The organism is Stenotrophomonas sp. YJH_SMC_131, from assembly GCF_059367975.1.
Map to the genome: position 1 here is coordinate 331,861 of NZ_JCAFRJ010000002.1, position 15,936 is coordinate 347,796.

16 protein-coding genes are annotated in these 15,936 nt (G+C 67.9%); 9 read left to right on the top strand and 7 right to left on the bottom strand.

The features are described from left to right. Positions 1-29 precede the first annotated feature (29 nt). The 8 genes from AC5P56_RS05310 (at position 30) to AC5P56_RS05345 (ending at position 6,016) form a co-directional block, all read left to right on the top strand. Positions 30-515, top strand: a complete 486-nt coding sequence (locus AC5P56_RS05310; RefSeq protein ID WP_100450446.1) for a CYTH domain-containing protein — start codon at positions 30-32, stop codon at positions 513-515. Positions 516-630: 115 nt separating this feature from the next. Continuing rightward, positions 631-1,326, top strand: a complete 696-nt coding sequence (locus tag AC5P56_RS05315) for a DsbA family oxidoreductase (protein WP_049442334.1) — start codon at positions 631-633, stop codon at positions 1,324-1,326. A 160-nt stretch (positions 1,327-1,486) separates the two neighbouring features. Continuing rightward, complete coding sequence (nagZ, locus tag AC5P56_RS05320; protein WP_075077049.1) at positions 1,487-2,494, top strand: beta-N-acetylhexosaminidase; 1,008 nt, start codon at positions 1,487-1,489, stop codon at positions 2,492-2,494. After that, on the top strand, positions 2,494-3,048 hold the full coding sequence (locus AC5P56_RS05325) for a hypoxanthine-guanine phosphoribosyltransferase (RefSeq protein WP_014038078.1): 555 nt from the start codon (positions 2,494-2,496) through the stop codon (positions 3,046-3,048). Before nagZ ends, AC5P56_RS05325 begins: the two co-directional genes overlap by 1 nt. Positions 3,049-3,130: 82 nt before the next feature. After that, entirely contained in the window at positions 3,131-3,877 is a 747-nt protein-coding gene (locus tag AC5P56_RS05330; protein WP_006461208.1) for an S-methyl-5'-thioinosine phosphorylase, read from the top strand. Between the two features lie 88 nt (positions 3,878-3,965). Beyond that, on the top strand, positions 3,966-4,172 hold the full coding sequence (locus AC5P56_RS05335; protein WP_005410590.1) for a cold-shock protein: 207 nt from the start codon (positions 3,966-3,968) through the stop codon (positions 4,170-4,172). A 125-nt stretch (positions 4,173-4,297) separates the two neighbouring features. Further along, positions 4,298-5,566 (top strand): FAD-dependent oxidoreductase, encoded by a 1,269-nt coding sequence (locus AC5P56_RS05340; protein ID WP_014647989.1) that lies wholly within the window; start codon positions 4,298-4,300, stop codon positions 5,564-5,566. Positions 5,567-5,746: 180 nt separating this feature from the next. Further along, positions 5,747-6,016: a hypothetical protein gene (locus tag AC5P56_RS05345; protein ID WP_014647988.1), complete on the top strand. Its 270-nt coding sequence runs from the start codon at positions 5,747-5,749 to the stop codon at positions 6,014-6,016. A gap of 1 nt (position 6,017) precedes the next feature. Here the strand turns inward: AC5P56_RS05345 and pdeM are convergent, their stop codons facing one another. Genes pdeM through AC5P56_RS05365 form a run of 4 tightly spaced genes read right to left on the bottom strand, consistent with a single transcriptional unit; the run spans position 6,018 to position 11,707 of the window. Next, entirely contained in the window at positions 6,018-6,659 is a 642-nt protein-coding gene (pdeM, locus tag AC5P56_RS05350) for a ligase-associated DNA damage response endonuclease PdeM (RefSeq protein WP_014647987.1), read from the bottom strand. After that, positions 6,649-9,108 carry a ligase-associated DNA damage response DEXH box helicase gene (locus AC5P56_RS05355; RefSeq protein WP_075077045.1) on the bottom strand — a complete coding sequence of 820 codons (2,460 nt, stop codon included), beginning with the start codon at positions 9,106-9,108 and terminating at the stop codon, positions 6,649-6,651. The genes pdeM and AC5P56_RS05355 overlap by 11 nt, the downstream gene beginning before the upstream one ends. After that, on the bottom strand, positions 9,105-10,712 hold the full coding sequence (locus tag AC5P56_RS05360; RefSeq protein ID WP_046431931.1) for an ATP-dependent DNA ligase: 1,608 nt from the start codon (positions 10,710-10,712) through the stop codon (positions 9,105-9,107). The genes AC5P56_RS05355 and AC5P56_RS05360 overlap by 4 nt, the downstream gene beginning before the upstream one ends. Further along, the gene (locus AC5P56_RS05365; protein ID WP_288496736.1) at positions 10,709-11,707 is read right to left on the bottom strand and encodes a ligase-associated DNA damage response exonuclease; all 999 of its coding nucleotides are present in this window, start codon (positions 11,705-11,707) and stop codon (positions 10,709-10,711) included. The genes AC5P56_RS05360 and AC5P56_RS05365 overlap by 4 nt, the downstream gene beginning before the upstream one ends. A gap of 113 nt (positions 11,708-11,820) precedes the next feature. Between AC5P56_RS05365 and AC5P56_RS05370 the strand changes: the two genes are divergently transcribed. Next, positions 11,821-13,458, top strand: coding sequence for an acyl-CoA dehydrogenase family protein (locus AC5P56_RS05370; RefSeq protein WP_046431928.1), 1,638 nt, complete (start codon positions 11,821-11,823; stop codon positions 13,456-13,458). Positions 13,459-13,570: 112 nt separating this feature from the next. On the opposite strand, the gene AC5P56_RS05375 is transcribed toward AC5P56_RS05370, so the two are convergent. The 3 genes from AC5P56_RS05375 to AC5P56_RS05385 all read right to left on the bottom strand — a co-directional run bounded on the left by AC5P56_RS05375 (position 13,571) and on the right by AC5P56_RS05385 (position 15,779). Continuing rightward, entirely contained in the window at positions 13,571-13,981 is a 411-nt protein-coding gene (locus tag AC5P56_RS05375; protein ID WP_014647982.1) for a hypothetical protein, read from the bottom strand. A gap of 156 nt (positions 13,982-14,137) precedes the next feature. After that, on the bottom strand, positions 14,138-14,479 hold the full coding sequence (locus AC5P56_RS05380) for a hypothetical protein (RefSeq protein WP_005418203.1): 342 nt from the start codon (positions 14,477-14,479) through the stop codon (positions 14,138-14,140). A gap of 124 nt (positions 14,480-14,603) precedes the next feature. Further along, complete coding sequence (locus AC5P56_RS05385) at positions 14,604-15,779, bottom strand: thiolase family protein (protein WP_049442340.1); 1,176 nt, start codon at positions 15,777-15,779, stop codon at positions 14,604-14,606. Between the last annotated feature and the right edge of the window lie 157 nt (positions 15,780-15,936).

Sequence of the window (15,936 nt, forward strand, 5' to 3'; positions counted from 1 at the left end):
TGTCATCACCCATCGCGCATAATGGCGCGATGGGCATCGAAATCGAACGCAAATTCCTCGTCAGCAGTGATGGCTGGCGCACTGCCGCGCATCGGGTGATCCCGATGGCGCAGGGCTACATCAACGACATGGGCGCGCTCGACCGCGGCACCCAGAACGCCTCGGTGCGCGTGCGCATCGAAGGCGACCACGCCGCGCTGAACCTGAAGTCGCGCACCATCGGCCATACCCGCCAGGAGTTCGACTACCCGATCCCGGTGGAGGATGCGCGCGCCCTGTTGGCGCTGTGCGTCGGTGGCCTGATCGACAAGCGCCGCCACCTGGTCGAACACGCCGGCCTGACCTGGGAGGTGGACGAGTTCCTCGGCGACAACGCCGGCCTGGTCGTGGCCGAAGTCGAGCTGGACAGCGCCGACCAGGCGATCGAACTGCCGGACTGGGTGGGTGCCGAAGTCACCGACGACGCGCGCTACTACAACGTCGCACTGGCCAGTCACCCCTATTCACAGTGGTGAAGCCCCCAAGAAAGGGGACGGAGGGGATTAAGTCGTCTTTACCCCAGCTGTGCTGGAAACGACTTAATCCCCTCCGTCCCCTTTTTTCGAGGGAGGCGGGCCCCATGTGGTGGGGATGAGAATCGACATCTACTCCGACGTGGTCTGCCCTTGGTGCTGGATCGGCAAGCATCGCTTCCAGCAGGGTGTGCAGTTGCTCGGCGCCAATGCGCCTGAACTCGATATCCACTGGCAGCCGTTCCAGCTGGACCCGGACGCGGACGCCACCCCGGTGCCGCTGCGCGAGGCCTATGTGCGCAAGTTCGGTGGCGTCGAGCGCACCGAGCAGATCCTCGGCCAGACCCAGACCACCGCGCGGGCCGAGGGCCTGCCGATGGATTTCAGCCAGGGCCAGGTGCGGGTGACCACGCTGCCGGCCCATCGGGTGTTGTGGCTGGCCGGCCAGCACGGCGTGCAGGATTCGGTCGGCGAAGCACTTTTCCGTGCCCACTTCGAGCATGGCCAGAATCTGGCCGATACTGCAGTGCTGGTGAAGGCCGGCGTGGCTGGCGGCCTGGACGGTGCTGAAATCGCGCAGATGCTGGGCTCCGACCGCGGCCTGGCCGAGGTCGAAGCCAGGCTGGCGCAGGCCCATGCACTGGGCATTTCCTCGGTGCCGACTTTCGTCATCGATGGGAAGTGGGCCATTTCCGGGGCCCAGCCGCCAGAGGCCTTCGCCAACGCCCTTCGCCAGATCGCAGCCGAACAGGGCGCCCCGGCAGCTTCGGCTGACGGCGACGAGGCCTGCGGCCCGGACGGCTGCAAGGTCTGAGCAGATCGGGGTCAGAGCCCCTGCGGGGATCCGACCCCGGGGTCAGATCCCCGCAGGGGCTCTGACCCCACACTCCCCTTCGTCTGACCCCTGCGCCTGTCGGCCGGTTCTGCGACAATGCGGCACTGCGCCATGCGGGCGCGCGTTGTGGAGATCGACCATGCTGCTGATCGGCGTTGCCGGCACCGAACTGACCGCCCAGGAACGTGACTGGCTGCAGCACGACGCCGTGGCCGGGGTGGTGCTGTTCAAGCGCAACTTCGCCTCGCGCCAGCAGGTGACCGATCTGAGTGCGGCGATCCGTGCCGCCGCCCCGCGCCCGCAGCTGATCTGCGTGGACCAGGAAGGCGGCCGTGTGCAGCGTTTCCGCGAGGGCTACAGCGCGCTGCCGCCGCTGCAGGACATCGGCGCGCTGTACGCCGCCGACCCGCAGCAGGCGCTGGCCCTGGCCGAACAGCATGCCTGGCTGATGGCCAGCGAAGTACGTGCCAGCGGCCTCGACCTGAGTTTCGCGCCGGTGGTCGACCTTGGCCGCGGCAACCGCGCCATCGGCAACCGTGCCTTCAGTGAAGACCCGCAGGTGGTGGCCGCGTTCACCGACGCCTATGTGCGCGGCATGCATGCGGTCGGCATGGCCGCCACGCTCAAGCATTTCCCCGGCCACGGCACCGTGCTGGAAGACACCCACGTCGATACCGCGATCGACCCGCGCGCGCTGGACGAACTGCGCGCCCAGGACCTGGTGCCGTTCCAGGCCGGCATCGCCGCCGGTGCCGATGCGGTGATGATGGCGCACGTGATCTATCCGCAGGTGGCGCCGGAGCCGGCCGGCTATTCCCCGCGCTGGATCCAGGACATCCTGCGTGGCGAGCTCGGCTTCCGTGGCGTGGTGTTCTCCGATGACATCGGCATGGCCGCCTCGCACAGCGCCGGTGGCGTGCCGGCACGCGTGCACGCGCACCTGGATGCCGGCTGCGACGTGGTGCTGGTCTGCCACCCGGAACTGGTCGATGAAGCCCTGCACGCGGTGCAGGGACGCTCCCTCAATACTGCTGCGCTGCTGGGCCTGCTTGGTCGCGGCGCGCTCGGCTGGGACGGCCTGCTGGCCGACGCCCGCCATGGCGACACCCAATCCCGTCTGCTTGAAACCCTTGGAAGAACCGTCTGATGCCCAACCTCACCATTTCCCAGGCCCTGGCCCAGGCTGACCTGCTGGTCGACCGCCCCACCATCGACAAGGCCATCGCTGGTATCGCCGACGCCATCGCGCGCGATTACAAGGGCGAGGTGCCGCTGTTCCTGTCCATCATGCATGGTGCGCTGCCGTTCGCCGGCCAGCTGGCGCTGGAACTGGGCGCGCGCGGCCAGGACGTGCAGTTCGATTACCTGCACGCGACCCGCTACCGCGGTGAAACCACCGGCGGAGACCTGGTCTGGAAGCACAAGCCGGCCACCTCGCTGTTCGGCCGCCGCGTGCTGCTGATCGACGACATCCTCGACGAGGGCTACACCCTGCAGGGCGTCCGCACCTGGTGCCTGGAGCAGGGCGCGACCGACGTGCGCATCGCCGCGATGACCGTGAAGAAGCACGACCGCGCACTGCCGGACGTGACCGCCGACTACGCCGGCATCGAGCTGCCGGACCGCTACGTGTTCGGCTTCGGCATGGACGTCAACGAGACCCTGCGCTGCGTGCCGGCGATCTACGCAATGAAGGAGTAACGGCGCAGCTGCCTGCGGCGCGTCTTCTTCCACCGCCGGCATCCTCGGGTGCCGGCGTTCGTCTTTCCATGGAGTGCTTTGAATGCAACAGATCGCCCTGGCCGTGATTGGTGGTACCGGTGTCTACAACCTGGCCAAGCTCGACGACGTGCAGACCCACGAGGTCGACACCCGCTTTGGCCGCCCGTCCGGCCCGGTGCGCGTGGGCACGCTGCTCGGCCATCGCGTGGCGTTCCTGGCGCGGCATGGCGAGGGGCACTCACTGCCGCCGCACAAGATCAACTACCGCGCCAACCTGGCCGCGCTGCAGCAGCTGGGCGCGCAGCGCGTGCTGGCATTGAACACGGTGGGTGGCATCACCGAAGACTTCGGCCCGCGCGTGCTGGCCTGCCCGGACCAGATCATCGACTACACCTGGGGCCGCATCAGCACGATCTGTGAAGAAGAAGGCACCGACGTGGTCCACGTCGATTTCGGCCACCCCTATACGCCGATGCTGCGCAGCAAGATCCTGGCGGCAGCGAAAGTGACCGGCGTCACGGTCCATGACGGTGGCTGCTACGGCGCGACGCAGGGCCCGCGCCTGGAGACCATCGCCGAGATCGCCCGCATGCGCCGTGACGGCTGCGACCTGGTAGGCATGACCGGCATGCCGGAGGCCGCGCTGGCACGCGAGCTGGGGCTGGATTACGCCTGCCTGGCAATCATCGCCAACTGGGCCGCCGGCTGCGGTGATGGCGAGGAGATTACGATGGCCGAAGTACTGGCGAACGTGCAGGCGGCCAGCAACGGACTTCCGGAACTGGTGGGCGAATTGGCGCGGGGGTGATTGTCTTCCCCGAGCAAGCTTTGCATACTCAGCTTGTGCGCGGGTTCAGCGTACACCACCCATTCATTGCATAAGGTCTCGCATCACCATGCCGAACGGTACCGTCAAGTGGTTCAACGACGCCAAGGGATTTGGCTTCATCTCGCCGGAGGATGGCAGCGCCGACGTGTTCGCGCACTTCTCCGCCATCAACTCCAAGGGCTTCCGCAGCCTGCAGGAAGGCCAGCGTGTCACCTATGACGTGACCCAGGGCCCGAAGGGTGCCCAGGCTTCGAACATCACGCCGGCCGAGTGATCCACTCGACAGTGCGTTGAAAACCCCGCTTCGGCGGGGTTTTTTTTGCGTCGCGACGGGCATTGCGGCGCTGTGGACAGGGTTCCAGGTGGCCATCCGGATTTGCGCTCGGGCACAATGCGCCGATGAAGGAACGACTGCGCATCGCCGTGATCGGCTACGGCACCGCTGGACAGGCATTGTCCATCCTGCTCTCTCGTGATGGCCACGAGGTGGAGATCTTCGAACGCGTGCCCTCGCCGGGGCCGGTTGGCGCCGGCTTCCTGCTGCAGCCCAGCGGCCTGCAGGTGCTGTGGCAGATGGGCCTGCTTGATGCCGTGCGCGCGCATGCGGCGCCGGTGCACCGTCTGTATGGCGATACACCGTGCGAGCGCACGGTGATGGACATGCGCTATGACGGCCTGGACGCGCGCCTGCACGGCCTCGGCATGCAGCGTGGGGCGCTGTTCTCGCTGCTGGACGGGGCGCGTGCGGGTGCGGGCCAGCTGCATGCCGGCGTCACCATCGCCGCAGTGGATGCCGCACAGGGCCGCCTGCATGACAGTGAGGGCCGTATGCATGGGCCGTTCGACCTGGTGGTGGCCGCCGATGGTGCGGCTTCGACGCTGCGCGGCTCGATCGAAGGCGGCACCGGGCTGGACCGCGTGTATCCCTGGGGCGCACTGTGGTGCCTGCTGCCGGCCGAGGACTGGCCGCACCTGCAGGAGCTGCGGCAGCGCTACGTGGCCGCGCGCAAGATGATCGGGCTGCTGCCGGTCGGTACGCGGCCCGGTGATGACACGCCGCGCCTGAGCTTCTTCTGGAGCCTGCCACGCGCCGACTTCGAACGATGGCAGGCCGATGGCATGACGCCCTGGCTGGACGAGCTGCACGCGCTGTGGCCGCAGGCCAGCGCGCGCTTTGCGCATCTGCATGATGCCGGCCAGCTGGCGCGCGCGGTCTACCGTGACGCCGTGATGACGCGCTGGCATTGCGGCCGCATGGTGCTGGCCGGCGATGCCGCACATGCGATGAGCCCGCAGCTGGGGCAGGGCGTGAACATGGCGCTGCTCGATGCGCTGGCATTGCGCGATGCCGTGCGCGCACATGGCGGGGGAGGCGCTGCATTGCAGGCCTACCAGGCGCAGCGCAGGGCGCACGTTGCGGTCTACCAGCGCTGGAGCCGTTGGCTGACGCCGCTGTTCCAGTCTGATCGCGATGCCTGGGCAAAGGCACGCGACGTGCTGCTCGGGCCGATGGGGCGCCTGCCGGGTGGGCGTGGCCACATGCTGCGCGTGCTCAGCGGTACCCAGCATGGCTGGTTCGGTTCGCTTGCGCTGGATCCGGCATTTGTCGACGCGTTGGCTGCAGGGGCGCAGATGCCTGGCATCAGCGCGATCACTGCGAATGCGTGAAGCGCGCTGTCACGCGAATTAACGGTTGCCTCACCGTGTATATGCGAGAAGTAGGTTGCACGCGATTGCGCGTCGCCCGTTTTCCTTTCCGTGATTGACATCGCGCGTGGCCCGGGCGGCGCTGCCGTTGCGGCCTGTCGCGGCCCGGACGTGCCGCCTGTTGTTGAAGAGGAGGACGCCATGTGGTTCGCGGTCGAGGAGCTGGAATCGGAAATCTGCAAGCTGCGCGGACTGTTGCAGATGCTGCACGAGGACCAGCCCGACGTACTGGAGGACGTGTTCGAATTCCATGTGGGCAGCTTGATCAGTCATGCATCGCCGGAGCACCACGGACGCATCCGCGCCTGCGCACAGGAGATGCTGGCGGCAATCCAGGCCTTGCCGCGGCGACGTGAAGTTGACACGCCTGAGTTCCAGTTGATGCCGCAGCTGGACATTCGTCCGGCCTGATTCAAGCCACTGGCAGTTCCACCAGGCCGTTTTCCACGCAGGCGATCATCTGTTCGCCGCTGGCGGGAGCAGGCACGATTCCGGCGGTGAACCCGGAAAAGGCCGGCAGGACCGTCATCCGCTCGCGCAGCCAGAAGGCCGGGAAGCGCCGGCGCAATGCGGGCAGTGCGACCTGCGGATGCAGGTGGCCTGCGAGCACGTGCCACGCCGGATCTGCGCACGGTTCATGGCGCAGCAGGAACGGCGCCAGCCGCACCTCCTCGTGGATCTGCACCTGCAGCTGGGCATGCGGTAGCTGCCGGTCATGATTTCCGCGCAGGACATGAACGTCCAGTGCGGTGTTGCGTTCGCGCCAGCCGAGCCATTGCTGGTACCAGGCGGCGCGATGCGCCGGCCCATGCAGGATGTCGCCCAGGATCCACAGTTCGCGGCAGGCGTGCCTGTCCAGCAGACCCTGCAGGCGTTGCAGGTCTTCGCCGGTTCCGCCGCTGGGCAGCGCGATGCCGGCGCGGCGGAACACATCGGCCTTGCCCAGGTGCAGGTCCGCGATCAGCAGCGCCTGCCGCGCCGGCCAGTAGAGTGCGCGTGCGCCCGCCAGGGTCACCGGTTCGCCGGCAAGCAGCAGTGGTATTTCATCGGCCATGGCGACGTTCCAGCTGCTGGGCCGCGCGTTGCACGCGGGTACGCCAGTCCTCGTTGCTGAACTGCCCGCGCAGGCGTTCGGCCCACAGTGGAAAGCCCAGGGGCGTCAGCGATGCAGGGCGCTGCATCGACATGCGTCGCGCGCCGATCCGGACCAGCACCTGGCGCAGCCCCGGCAGGTCGAGGCTGTCATGCAGCACTTCGCGTTCGGCGAGCGCCAGCAGCAGGTGCTCGGGGTCATGCTCGCGCAACACGTCGTACAGCAGGCCCGCCGAGGCCTGCAGTTGGCGCAGCGATCGCGGCATGCCCCCCGGCAGGCTGGGTACCAGCAGGCCTGCGACGCGCGCGATGCCACGGAACTGGCGCCGCGCAAGCTCGCCCAGGTTCACCGCCGCACGCAGATCGTCCAGCAGCTGATCGGTGGTGAACAACGCATGCCATTGCGCCGCGTCCAGGTCGATCGCCTGCGCCGGTGCCAGCACCAGGCCGTGATCATTCACGGCATAGCCGATGCTGTTGCGTTGCTGGCGGGTGCAGCGCAGTGCCAACAGGGCGGCCAGCGCCTCGTGCACGTGGCGTCCGGCGAAGGGATAGACGAAGAGGAACTGGCCTTCGCGGCGGCGTACGTCCTCCAGCAGCACGTGGTCCGGGCCGGGAAGCGCCGACACCTGCTGCTGAAGTGCCAGCAGCGGTGCCAGCCAGCGCGCTTCCGCACTGTCGTCGGCGCCTGACAGCACCGACTCCAGTTCGCCGCCGAGTGCCATCGACAGCGGCAGCTGGCCTCCCTGCCAGCGGGGCACGACACCTTCACCGCGCCCTCGTGCCAGCCGCACGAAGGCGGTCATGTCGCGCAGCTGCACCAGCTCCAGCAGGCGCCCGGCGAACTGGAAGCGGTCTCCGCGGCGCAGGCGGCTGGCGAACTGTTCCTCCACGGCGCCGAGGCCGGCCCCGCGCAGGAACTGCACGCGCACGCTGCCATCGCTGCTGATGGTGCCGATCGACAGCCGGTGGCGTAGTGCCTGGCGCCGGTCGTGCATCCGGTAGCGGCCATCGGCGTCCTGCACGACCTTGTGGAAGTCAGGGTACTGGGCCAGGGCCTGGCCCCCCTGCACGATGAAAGTCAGCACGGCCTGCCACTGGTCCTCGGCCAGGGATGCGAACGCATGGGTGCGCCGGACCTGCGCCAGCAGCGCATCCCCGTGGAAGCCACCGGCCAGGGCACGGCTGACCGCATGCTGGGCCAGAACGTCCAGCGACAGCATCGGCGGCCTGCGTGCTTCGACCACGCCTTCGGCCAGTGCGCGACGCACGGCTGCGTACTCGGCCAGTTCCAGCGCATGGCTCGGCACGCAGAGGATCGCGCCACTGGCACCGGGACGATGGCGCGCACGTCCGGCGCGCTGGCGCAGGCGGGCGACGCCCTTCGGGCTGCCCAGCTGCAGTACCTGTTCGACCTCGGGAAAGTCCACGCCGAGGTCGAGGCTGGAGGTGGCGACCACGCAGCGCAGCGTTCCTGCACGCAGCCCGTCCTCCACCTGCTGGCGCAGCGCCGGATCCAGCGAACCGTGGTGCAGCGCAAGCGTGTCGTGTTCCTCGGGCCAAACCGACGCCAGCGCCTGATGCCACAGTTCTGCCTGTGCACGGGTGTTGGTGAAGAGCAGGCTGCTGCGTGCCTGCATCAATGCGTCCAGCACCCGCGGCAGTTGGGCCAGGCCCAGGTGCCCGGCCCAGGGAAAGCGTTCACCGGGTTCGGGCAGCAGGCTGCGCACCGTGGTCGCACGCGGGCGCACGCCCTGCACGATCGGCGCGTCGGGCTGTCCGGGCAGCAGCACGTCGCGCGCCTCATCCAGATTGCCCAGCGTGGCCGACAGCCCCCACAGCTGCAATGCAGGCGCGGCATCGCGCAGCACGGCCAGATTCAACTGCAGCAGGACGCCGCGCTTGTTGCCCAGCAGTTCGTGCCATTCGTCCACCACCACGCAGCGCAGCTGGCGCATGCGCGGCAGCGTATCCGGATAGCTCAACAGCAGCGCCAGCGATTCCGGCGTCGTGACCAGTACGTCGATGCGGCCCTCGCGTGCCTGTCGTCGTTCGCGGTTGCTGGCGTCACCGCTGCGCAGGCCGACACGCCATCCAAGCTGCAACCCATCGACCACGGCCTGCAGCGCACGCGCGGTGTCGCTGGCCAACGCGCGCAAGGGCGTCACCCACAGCACCTGCAGCGGGCGTACCGCACTGGCGCGGCGGGGCGAAGGCGGTGGGTCGATCATGGCCTGCAGCAGCGGTCCCCCGAACATCGCCAGTGTCTTGCCGCTGCCTGTGGGCGTGTGCAGCAACCCGGATCCGCCGGCGAGATAGTGCCGCCACATCGCGCGCTGGAACGGCAACGAGCGCCAGCCTTTCGACGCGAACCAGTCTTCCAGCCGGCGTAGTGCCTGGCTGCGGTTCATCGCGCCAGCGCCTGCAGGGTAGCCAGCTGATCGGCCTCGCTGGCTGGCTTGTCGTGGCGCCAGCGCAGGATGCGTGGAAAGCGTACGGCGATACCGGACTTGTGCCGGCTGCTGCGGTTGACCGCCTCGAAGCCCAGTTCGAAGACGTGTTCGGGGCGTACGCTGCGCACCGGGCCAAAGCGCTCGCGGGTATTGGCGCGGATCCAGCGATCAAGCGCGAGGATCTCCTTGTCATCCAGGCCCGAATAGGCCTTGGCCACCGGTACCAGCGTGTCGCCGTCCCAGACGCCGAAGGTGTAGTCGGTGTACAACGTGCTGCGCCGCCCATGGCCAGCCTGCGCGTACAGGAGCACTGCATCGATGGTGAGCGGATCGACCTTCCATTTCCACCAGTCACCGCGGCGTCGCCCGGCCTGGTAGGGTGAGGCACGACGTTTCAGCATCAGCCCTTCCACGCCACGTTCGCGTGCCACATCGCGCATCGCCGCCGCCTGCGGCCAGTCTTCGGCGGCAACGTCGGGTGAGAGCTGGATCCGTGCATCACCCAGGGCACCGACGACGTCGGCAAGCCGTGCACGCCGTTCCCGCAACGGCAACTCACGCAGGTCCGCGCCATCGTGTTCCAGCAGGTCATAGGCGAGCACGCGCACCGGCGTGTTGCGCAGGGTAGCCGCACCGGGCTTGCGGCGCTGGATGCGGGTCTGCAGCGCGGTGAATGCACGCGGCAGGTCCGTGGCTTCGTCCCAGGCCAGCAGCTCTCCGTCCAGCACGCAGCCATCGGGAAGCGCCATCGCCGCCTGTTCGATTTCGGGGAAGCGACCATCCAGCCGCTCTTCGCCGCGTGACCACAATGCGACCTCGCCGCGCCGGCGCAGCAGCTGCAGGCGGATGCCATCCCACTTCCATTCCAGCAGCCAATCTTCGATGGGGCCGAGGCGTTCGGCAGGATCGCCTTCCAGTGGCGAGGCGAGGAAGAACGGGTAGGGTTGCTGCCGGTCCAGTGGCAGCTCATCCGGCGACAGCAGCTGGCCCAGCAGTGCGGGCGAGGGCACCCACTCGCCAAGCATGCGCTGGGCGATGCGCGCGATGTCCAGGCCGGACCACTCCGCCAGTGCCTGCTGCACCAGCCGCTGCGAGACGCCAACGCGCAGGGCGCCGGTCAGCAGCTTGTTGAACACCAGGCGTTCGCTGCTGCACAGCTGCTGCCAGCCCGCGACGACCGCCGCACGGCGTACCGCTTCGGGCTGGTTGGCCACCGCCAGCAGATGCTGTTCGATCCAATCCGCCAACGCACGGTCGGCGGCCGGCTGGGATGGATCATCCAGCAGCAGGGTCAACGTTTCGGCCAGGTCACCGACCTGCGCATAGCTGTCTTCCACCAGCCATGGCGGCAAGCCGGATTCTTCGGCAATCCAGGCGCGCAGTTCGCCACTGGCGGCGATCTTGCGGCGTGCGCCGCCCACCTTGCCACCGCTGAGCAGGTACAGCGCCCACGCCGCATCGTGCGCGCCTGCCTGGCGGAAGTAATCGATCAATGCCGCACGCTTGTCCAGCGTGGCGGTGCTGCGGTCCAGGCGCTGGTAGAGCGCCGCGAAGGCCTTCATTCCTCGCTCCCGAAATCGGTACGGAGGGCTTCAGCCGCTACGCCGCGCTCTCGCAGGAAGGGAATCAACGCATCGGTATTGCCATGGGTGGCGATCACCCGCTGCGCGCCGGTCTGTTCGATGGTCTGCAGCAGTGCGGGCCAATCGACGTGATCGGAAATGACGAAGCCACGATCGACGTTGCGGCGACGCCGGTTGCCGCGCAGCTGCATCCAGCCCGATGCGAAGCCCAGCTGGTAGCGGCCGAAGCGGCGCATCCACGGTGTGCCGGCGGCCGAGGGCGGGGCGAGGATCAACTGGCCGGCGGCATCCGGCTGGCGACCCTGCTCGGCCACCGCCAGCGTCTCCAGCATTGGCACGTTGGCCTGCCGATACACCTCCACACCATTGGCGATGGCACCGTGCAGCCAGGCCGGGCGATCGTCCAGCGGCAGCAGTTCGGCCAGTACCCGCTGCGCCTTGCCCAGTGCATAGCACAGCAGGATGGCAGCTTCGCCGCGCTGTTCGCATTCGCGTCGCCACGCCACGATCTCCGCAGCGACGCTGGGCGTGTCCGGCCAACGATAGATCGGCAGGGCAAAGGTGGCCTCGGTGATGAAGGTATCGCAGGGCACCACTTCGAACGGCGCACAGGTTGGATCAGGCTGGCGTTTGTAGTCGCCGGACGCCACCCAGACCTGCTGCCCGTCGTCGATGCGCACCTGCGAAGACCCCAGTACATGGCCGGCGGGATGCAGCGATACCTGCACCCGGCCCAGGCGGAACGGCACGCCCTCGGCATGCGCCTGCACCGGCACATCGCCCAGGCGCCAGCGCAGGATCGGCAGGCTGCCGTCGCTGCAGTGGTACTCGCCCATGCCCGGGCGTGCGTGATCGCCGTGGCCATGGGTGATGACCGCGCGCGGGACCGGTCGCCAGGGATCGATGTGGAAATCACCGGCGGCGCAGTACAGCCCTTCGGGGCGCAGGACCACCAGATCGTCATTGACTGCCATGCGGTCACTGTGGCCGGCCGCTCGTGCACAGGGTGAGAATCGGCCTGAACACGGGCTTGGCAGGCGATGCGGCACAATCGAACCGCAGATCTCTTGCCGCCAGGACGGACCGGATGAGTGGACCCAGCTTCAGCAGCAATGCGCCCTACGAAACCCATGTGGTGCTGAACCAGCCGCCGTCGTTCGCGGGGCGCCAGTTGTGGACCGATGACGTGGCGCTGATGGAGGCGGTGCAGCGCGAAGGCGCTGGCGGCTTTGCGCCGCGGCTGGCGGTCTATGGCGCGCTGGCGGGTGACGAACTGTACCGGCTCGGCTTCGATGCCAACCGCGATCGGCCGCGCCTGCGCACGCATGATGCGCAGGGCCATCGCATCGATACGGTGGAGTTCCATCCGGCCTATCACCAGTTGATGGGCACAGCGAAATCGCACGGGGTCGCCGGGTTGTCCTGGCACGAGCCGCAACCGGGCGGGCATGTCGCGCGCGCGGTGTTGAGCTACCTGCACCACCAGGCCGAGGCTGGCACCAGTTGCCCGTTGACGATGACCCATGCGGCAGTTGCGGTGCTGCACACGCAGCCGCACCTGGCCGAGTGGGCGCGCAAGGCCGCAGCGCCGGTCTATGACCCGCGCGATGTACCGGTGGCGGACAAGGCCGGCATCACGCTGGGCATGGGCATGACCGAGAAGCAGGGAGGCTCGGATGTGCGTGCCAACAGCACGCGCGCTGAACCGATCGATGGCGAGCGCTATCGCCTGGTCGGTCACAAGTGGTTCTTTTCCGCACCGATGTGCGATGGCTTCCTGGTGCTGGCGCAGGCGCCGGGAGGACTGACCTGCCTGCTGATGCCGCGCCGGCTGGCCGACGGCGACCGCAACGCATTCCGGTTGATGCGCTTGAAGGACAAGCTTGGCGATTGGGCCAATGCCTCCAGCGAAGTCGAGTTCTGCGGGGCACAGGCGTGGCGCGTGGGCGAGGAGGGGCGGGGCGTGGCCACCATCATCGGCATGGTGATGATGACCCGCCTGGACTGCATGCTGGGCGCGGCGGCGGAAATGCGCATGGCGCTGGCGCAGGCGCTGCATCACGCACGTCATCGCCGCACGTTCGGCAAGCTGCTGGTCGAGCACCCGTTGATGACCAATGTGCTGGCCGACCTGGCACTGGAGTCGGAAGCGGCCACAGTGCTGTCGATGCGCATCGCGCGTGCGGTGGACCGGGCCGGCGTGGATGCCAACGAAGCGGCGTTGGCGCGTGTGGGGACGGCGCTGGGCAAGTACTGGTTGTGCAAGCGCGCGCCGGCCTTCGTCAATGAAGCACAGGAATGCCTGGGCGGCGCGGGCTATGTGGAGGAATCGATGCTGCCGCGGCTGTACCGGCAGGCACCGTTGAATTCGATCTGGGAAGGAAGCGGCAACATCCAGTGTCTGGACGTGCTGCGCGCGCTGGCGCGCGAACCGGAGGCGCTGGCGGCGCTGCGCGCTGAACTGGCGGCGGTGGCCGATCGTGATGCGCGCTACGCAGCGGCTTTGCAGCGGTGGGCAGCAGCACCGCCACCGGATGAGTCGCAGGCGCGGCTGTTCTGCGAGCGCACAGTGCTGTTGTTGCAGGCCGCGCTGCTGTTGCGTGCGCAAAGTCCGATGGCAGAGGCGTTCGTGCGCAGCCGGCTGCAAGCGGAGCATGGGCTGGTGTTCGGGACCCTGCCGACGGGCGTGGATCTGTCGGCGATGCTGGTGCGCGCGCTGCCGTAGGAGCGCCCACCACGGAATCAACGGAAAAAACGCAAAGCGAAAAGCAGAAAAGCCGCGGCAGTGCCGCGGCTTTTCCTGTAGCGCCGGGCCCATGCCTGGCTGCCGGTACGCCTCAGTGCTTGGCTTCTTCCTTGGCGGCGTTCGCCTTCGCGTCATTGGCGACATCGCGGGCCTTGTCGGCCACCTTCTGTGCGGCGTTGGCAGTCGCGTCGCTGGCGTGTGCGGCGGCGTCGGTTGCGGCGTCCTTGGCCTTGTCGGCAGCGTTGGCGGTGGCGTCTGCAGCCTTGTCCAGCGCCTGCTGGGTATCGGCGGCGGCCTGCTCGGAGGCTGCAGCGGTCTTGTCGGCGGCGTCACGGGTAGCTTCTGCCGCCTTGTCGACGGCATCGCGGGCAGCCGCGCCGGCGCTGTCAGCGGCCTGCTGCGCGTCCTGCTTGGCCTGTTCGGCTTCCGGGCCCTTGCAGGCGGCCAGGGCCAGCAGCAGGGAGGCGGCCAGCAGGGTGGTGGTGATCGGGCGAATCTTCATGGCGGTCTCCGGTACTGCAATGGATGGGGACGCCAGCCTATTCATGCCGTTGTGAAGGCGGGGTCGCGATGCCCGCGCCGCGAGGTCGCAGTGGCGCAAAGAAAAAGCCGCTGGCGAACCAGCGGCTTTTCCGGAACAGCGTGAAGAAAGAAGTTATTACTTCTTGGCTTCTTCAGCAGCGTCCTTGGCCTGCTCAGCGGTAGCTTCGGCAGCCTTGGCAGCGTCCTTGGCTTCGCCAGCAGCAGCGTCGGTCGCGGCAGCAGCGGTGTTGGCAGCAGCGTCGGTCGCAGCGTCAGCAGCGGTGGCGGCGGTGTTGGCAGCCTGCTGGGCAGCGTCGGCGGTCTGGGCGCCGGCAGCGGCGGCCTGGTCGGCAGCAGCCTGGGCTTCGGTGGCGGCTTCGTTGGCCGAAGCAGCGGCGTCCTGGGCAGCTTCCTGCTTCGAGCAGGCGGCCAGGGCCAGAGCCAGGGACATCGCGACCAGCAGCTTGTTGATGCTCATTGTGTAAATCCTCGTCGTTAGAATTAGGCAACGCGCATGCTGCGCGCCGACAACATGATGACAAGCCAAGATTGGGTGTCAAGCGATCCCGCATTCATTTTTGCGAAATCATCGTTAAATCTTTTTAAATCAATTCGATGGCGATTGCCGTTGCTTCGCCGCCACCGATGCACAGGGTGGCAATGCCGCGCTTGCCACCGCGCGTGCGCAGGGCGTTGACCAGGGTCACCACCAGGCGTGCACCGGAGGCACCGATGGGATGACCCAGCGCGCAGGCACCGCCATTCACGTTCAGCTTGTCGTGCGGGATGCCCAGCTCACGCATCGGCGCCATTGCCACCACGGCAAAGGCCTCGTTGATCTCGAACAGGTCGATCTGGTCCAGCGACCAGCCGGTCTTGGCCAGCAGCGTGTGGATCGCGCCGATCGGGGCGGTGGTGAACCACTCCGGTTCCTGCGAATGGGTGGCGTGGCCGACGATGCGGGCCAGCGGAGTGATGCCACGGGCGGCCGCGTCTTCCTCGGTCAGCAGGACCACCGCGGCGGCGCCGTCGGAGATGCTGGAGGAACTGGCGGCGGTGACGCTGCCGTCCTTCTTGAAGGCCGGACGCAGGCTCGGGATCTTGGCGATATCCGAGCGCCCCGGCTGCTCGTCGGTGGCGACCTCGACGTCACCCTTGCGGGTGGCTACCTTCACCGCGACGATCTCGTCGGCGAACGCACCGTTGGCCTGTGCGGCCTGCGCGCGCTTGACCGATTCGATCGCGTAGGCGTCCTGCTCCTCGCGGCTGAACTGGTACTTGTCCACGGCGCATTCGGCGAATTCGCCCATGGCCTTGCCGTCATAGGCGTTGACCAGGCCGTCGTGGGCCATGTGGTCGACCGCCTGGAAGTTGCCGAAGCGGTTGCCGGTACGCGAGTTCGGCAGCAGGTGCGGGGCGTTGGACATCGATTCCATGCCACCGGCGACCACGATGCTGGCCGAACCGGCCTTGATCAGGTCATGGCCGAGCATGATGGTCTTCATGCCCGAGCCGCACACCTTGTTGAGGGTGGTGGCGCCGGTCGACAGCGGAATGCCGGCGGCGATCGCCGCCTGGCGGGCGGGCGCCTGGCCGAGGTTGGCCGGCAGCACGCAGCCCATGAGGACCTCGGAGACGTCGCTGGCCGGTACGCCCGACTGTTCCAGGGCGGCAGCGATGGCGGCCGCGCCGAGGGTGGGGGTCGGCACGCCGTTGAACTGGCCGAGGAAGGAGCCGATGGCGGTGCGCTTGGCGGCGGCGATGACGATGTTGGACATGGCAATCTCGTTGATGCGTAAGCAATGTTCGGAAAGGAGACCGCGGACGTTGGAAGCGCCCCGGTTTCCCGGCAGACTGCGTGGGGGTCGGCCCAAGTATAGAGGGTCGGGGAGGGCCGCCGCTGGGCGGCACCGCACGCCTGCCGGGATGTAGGCA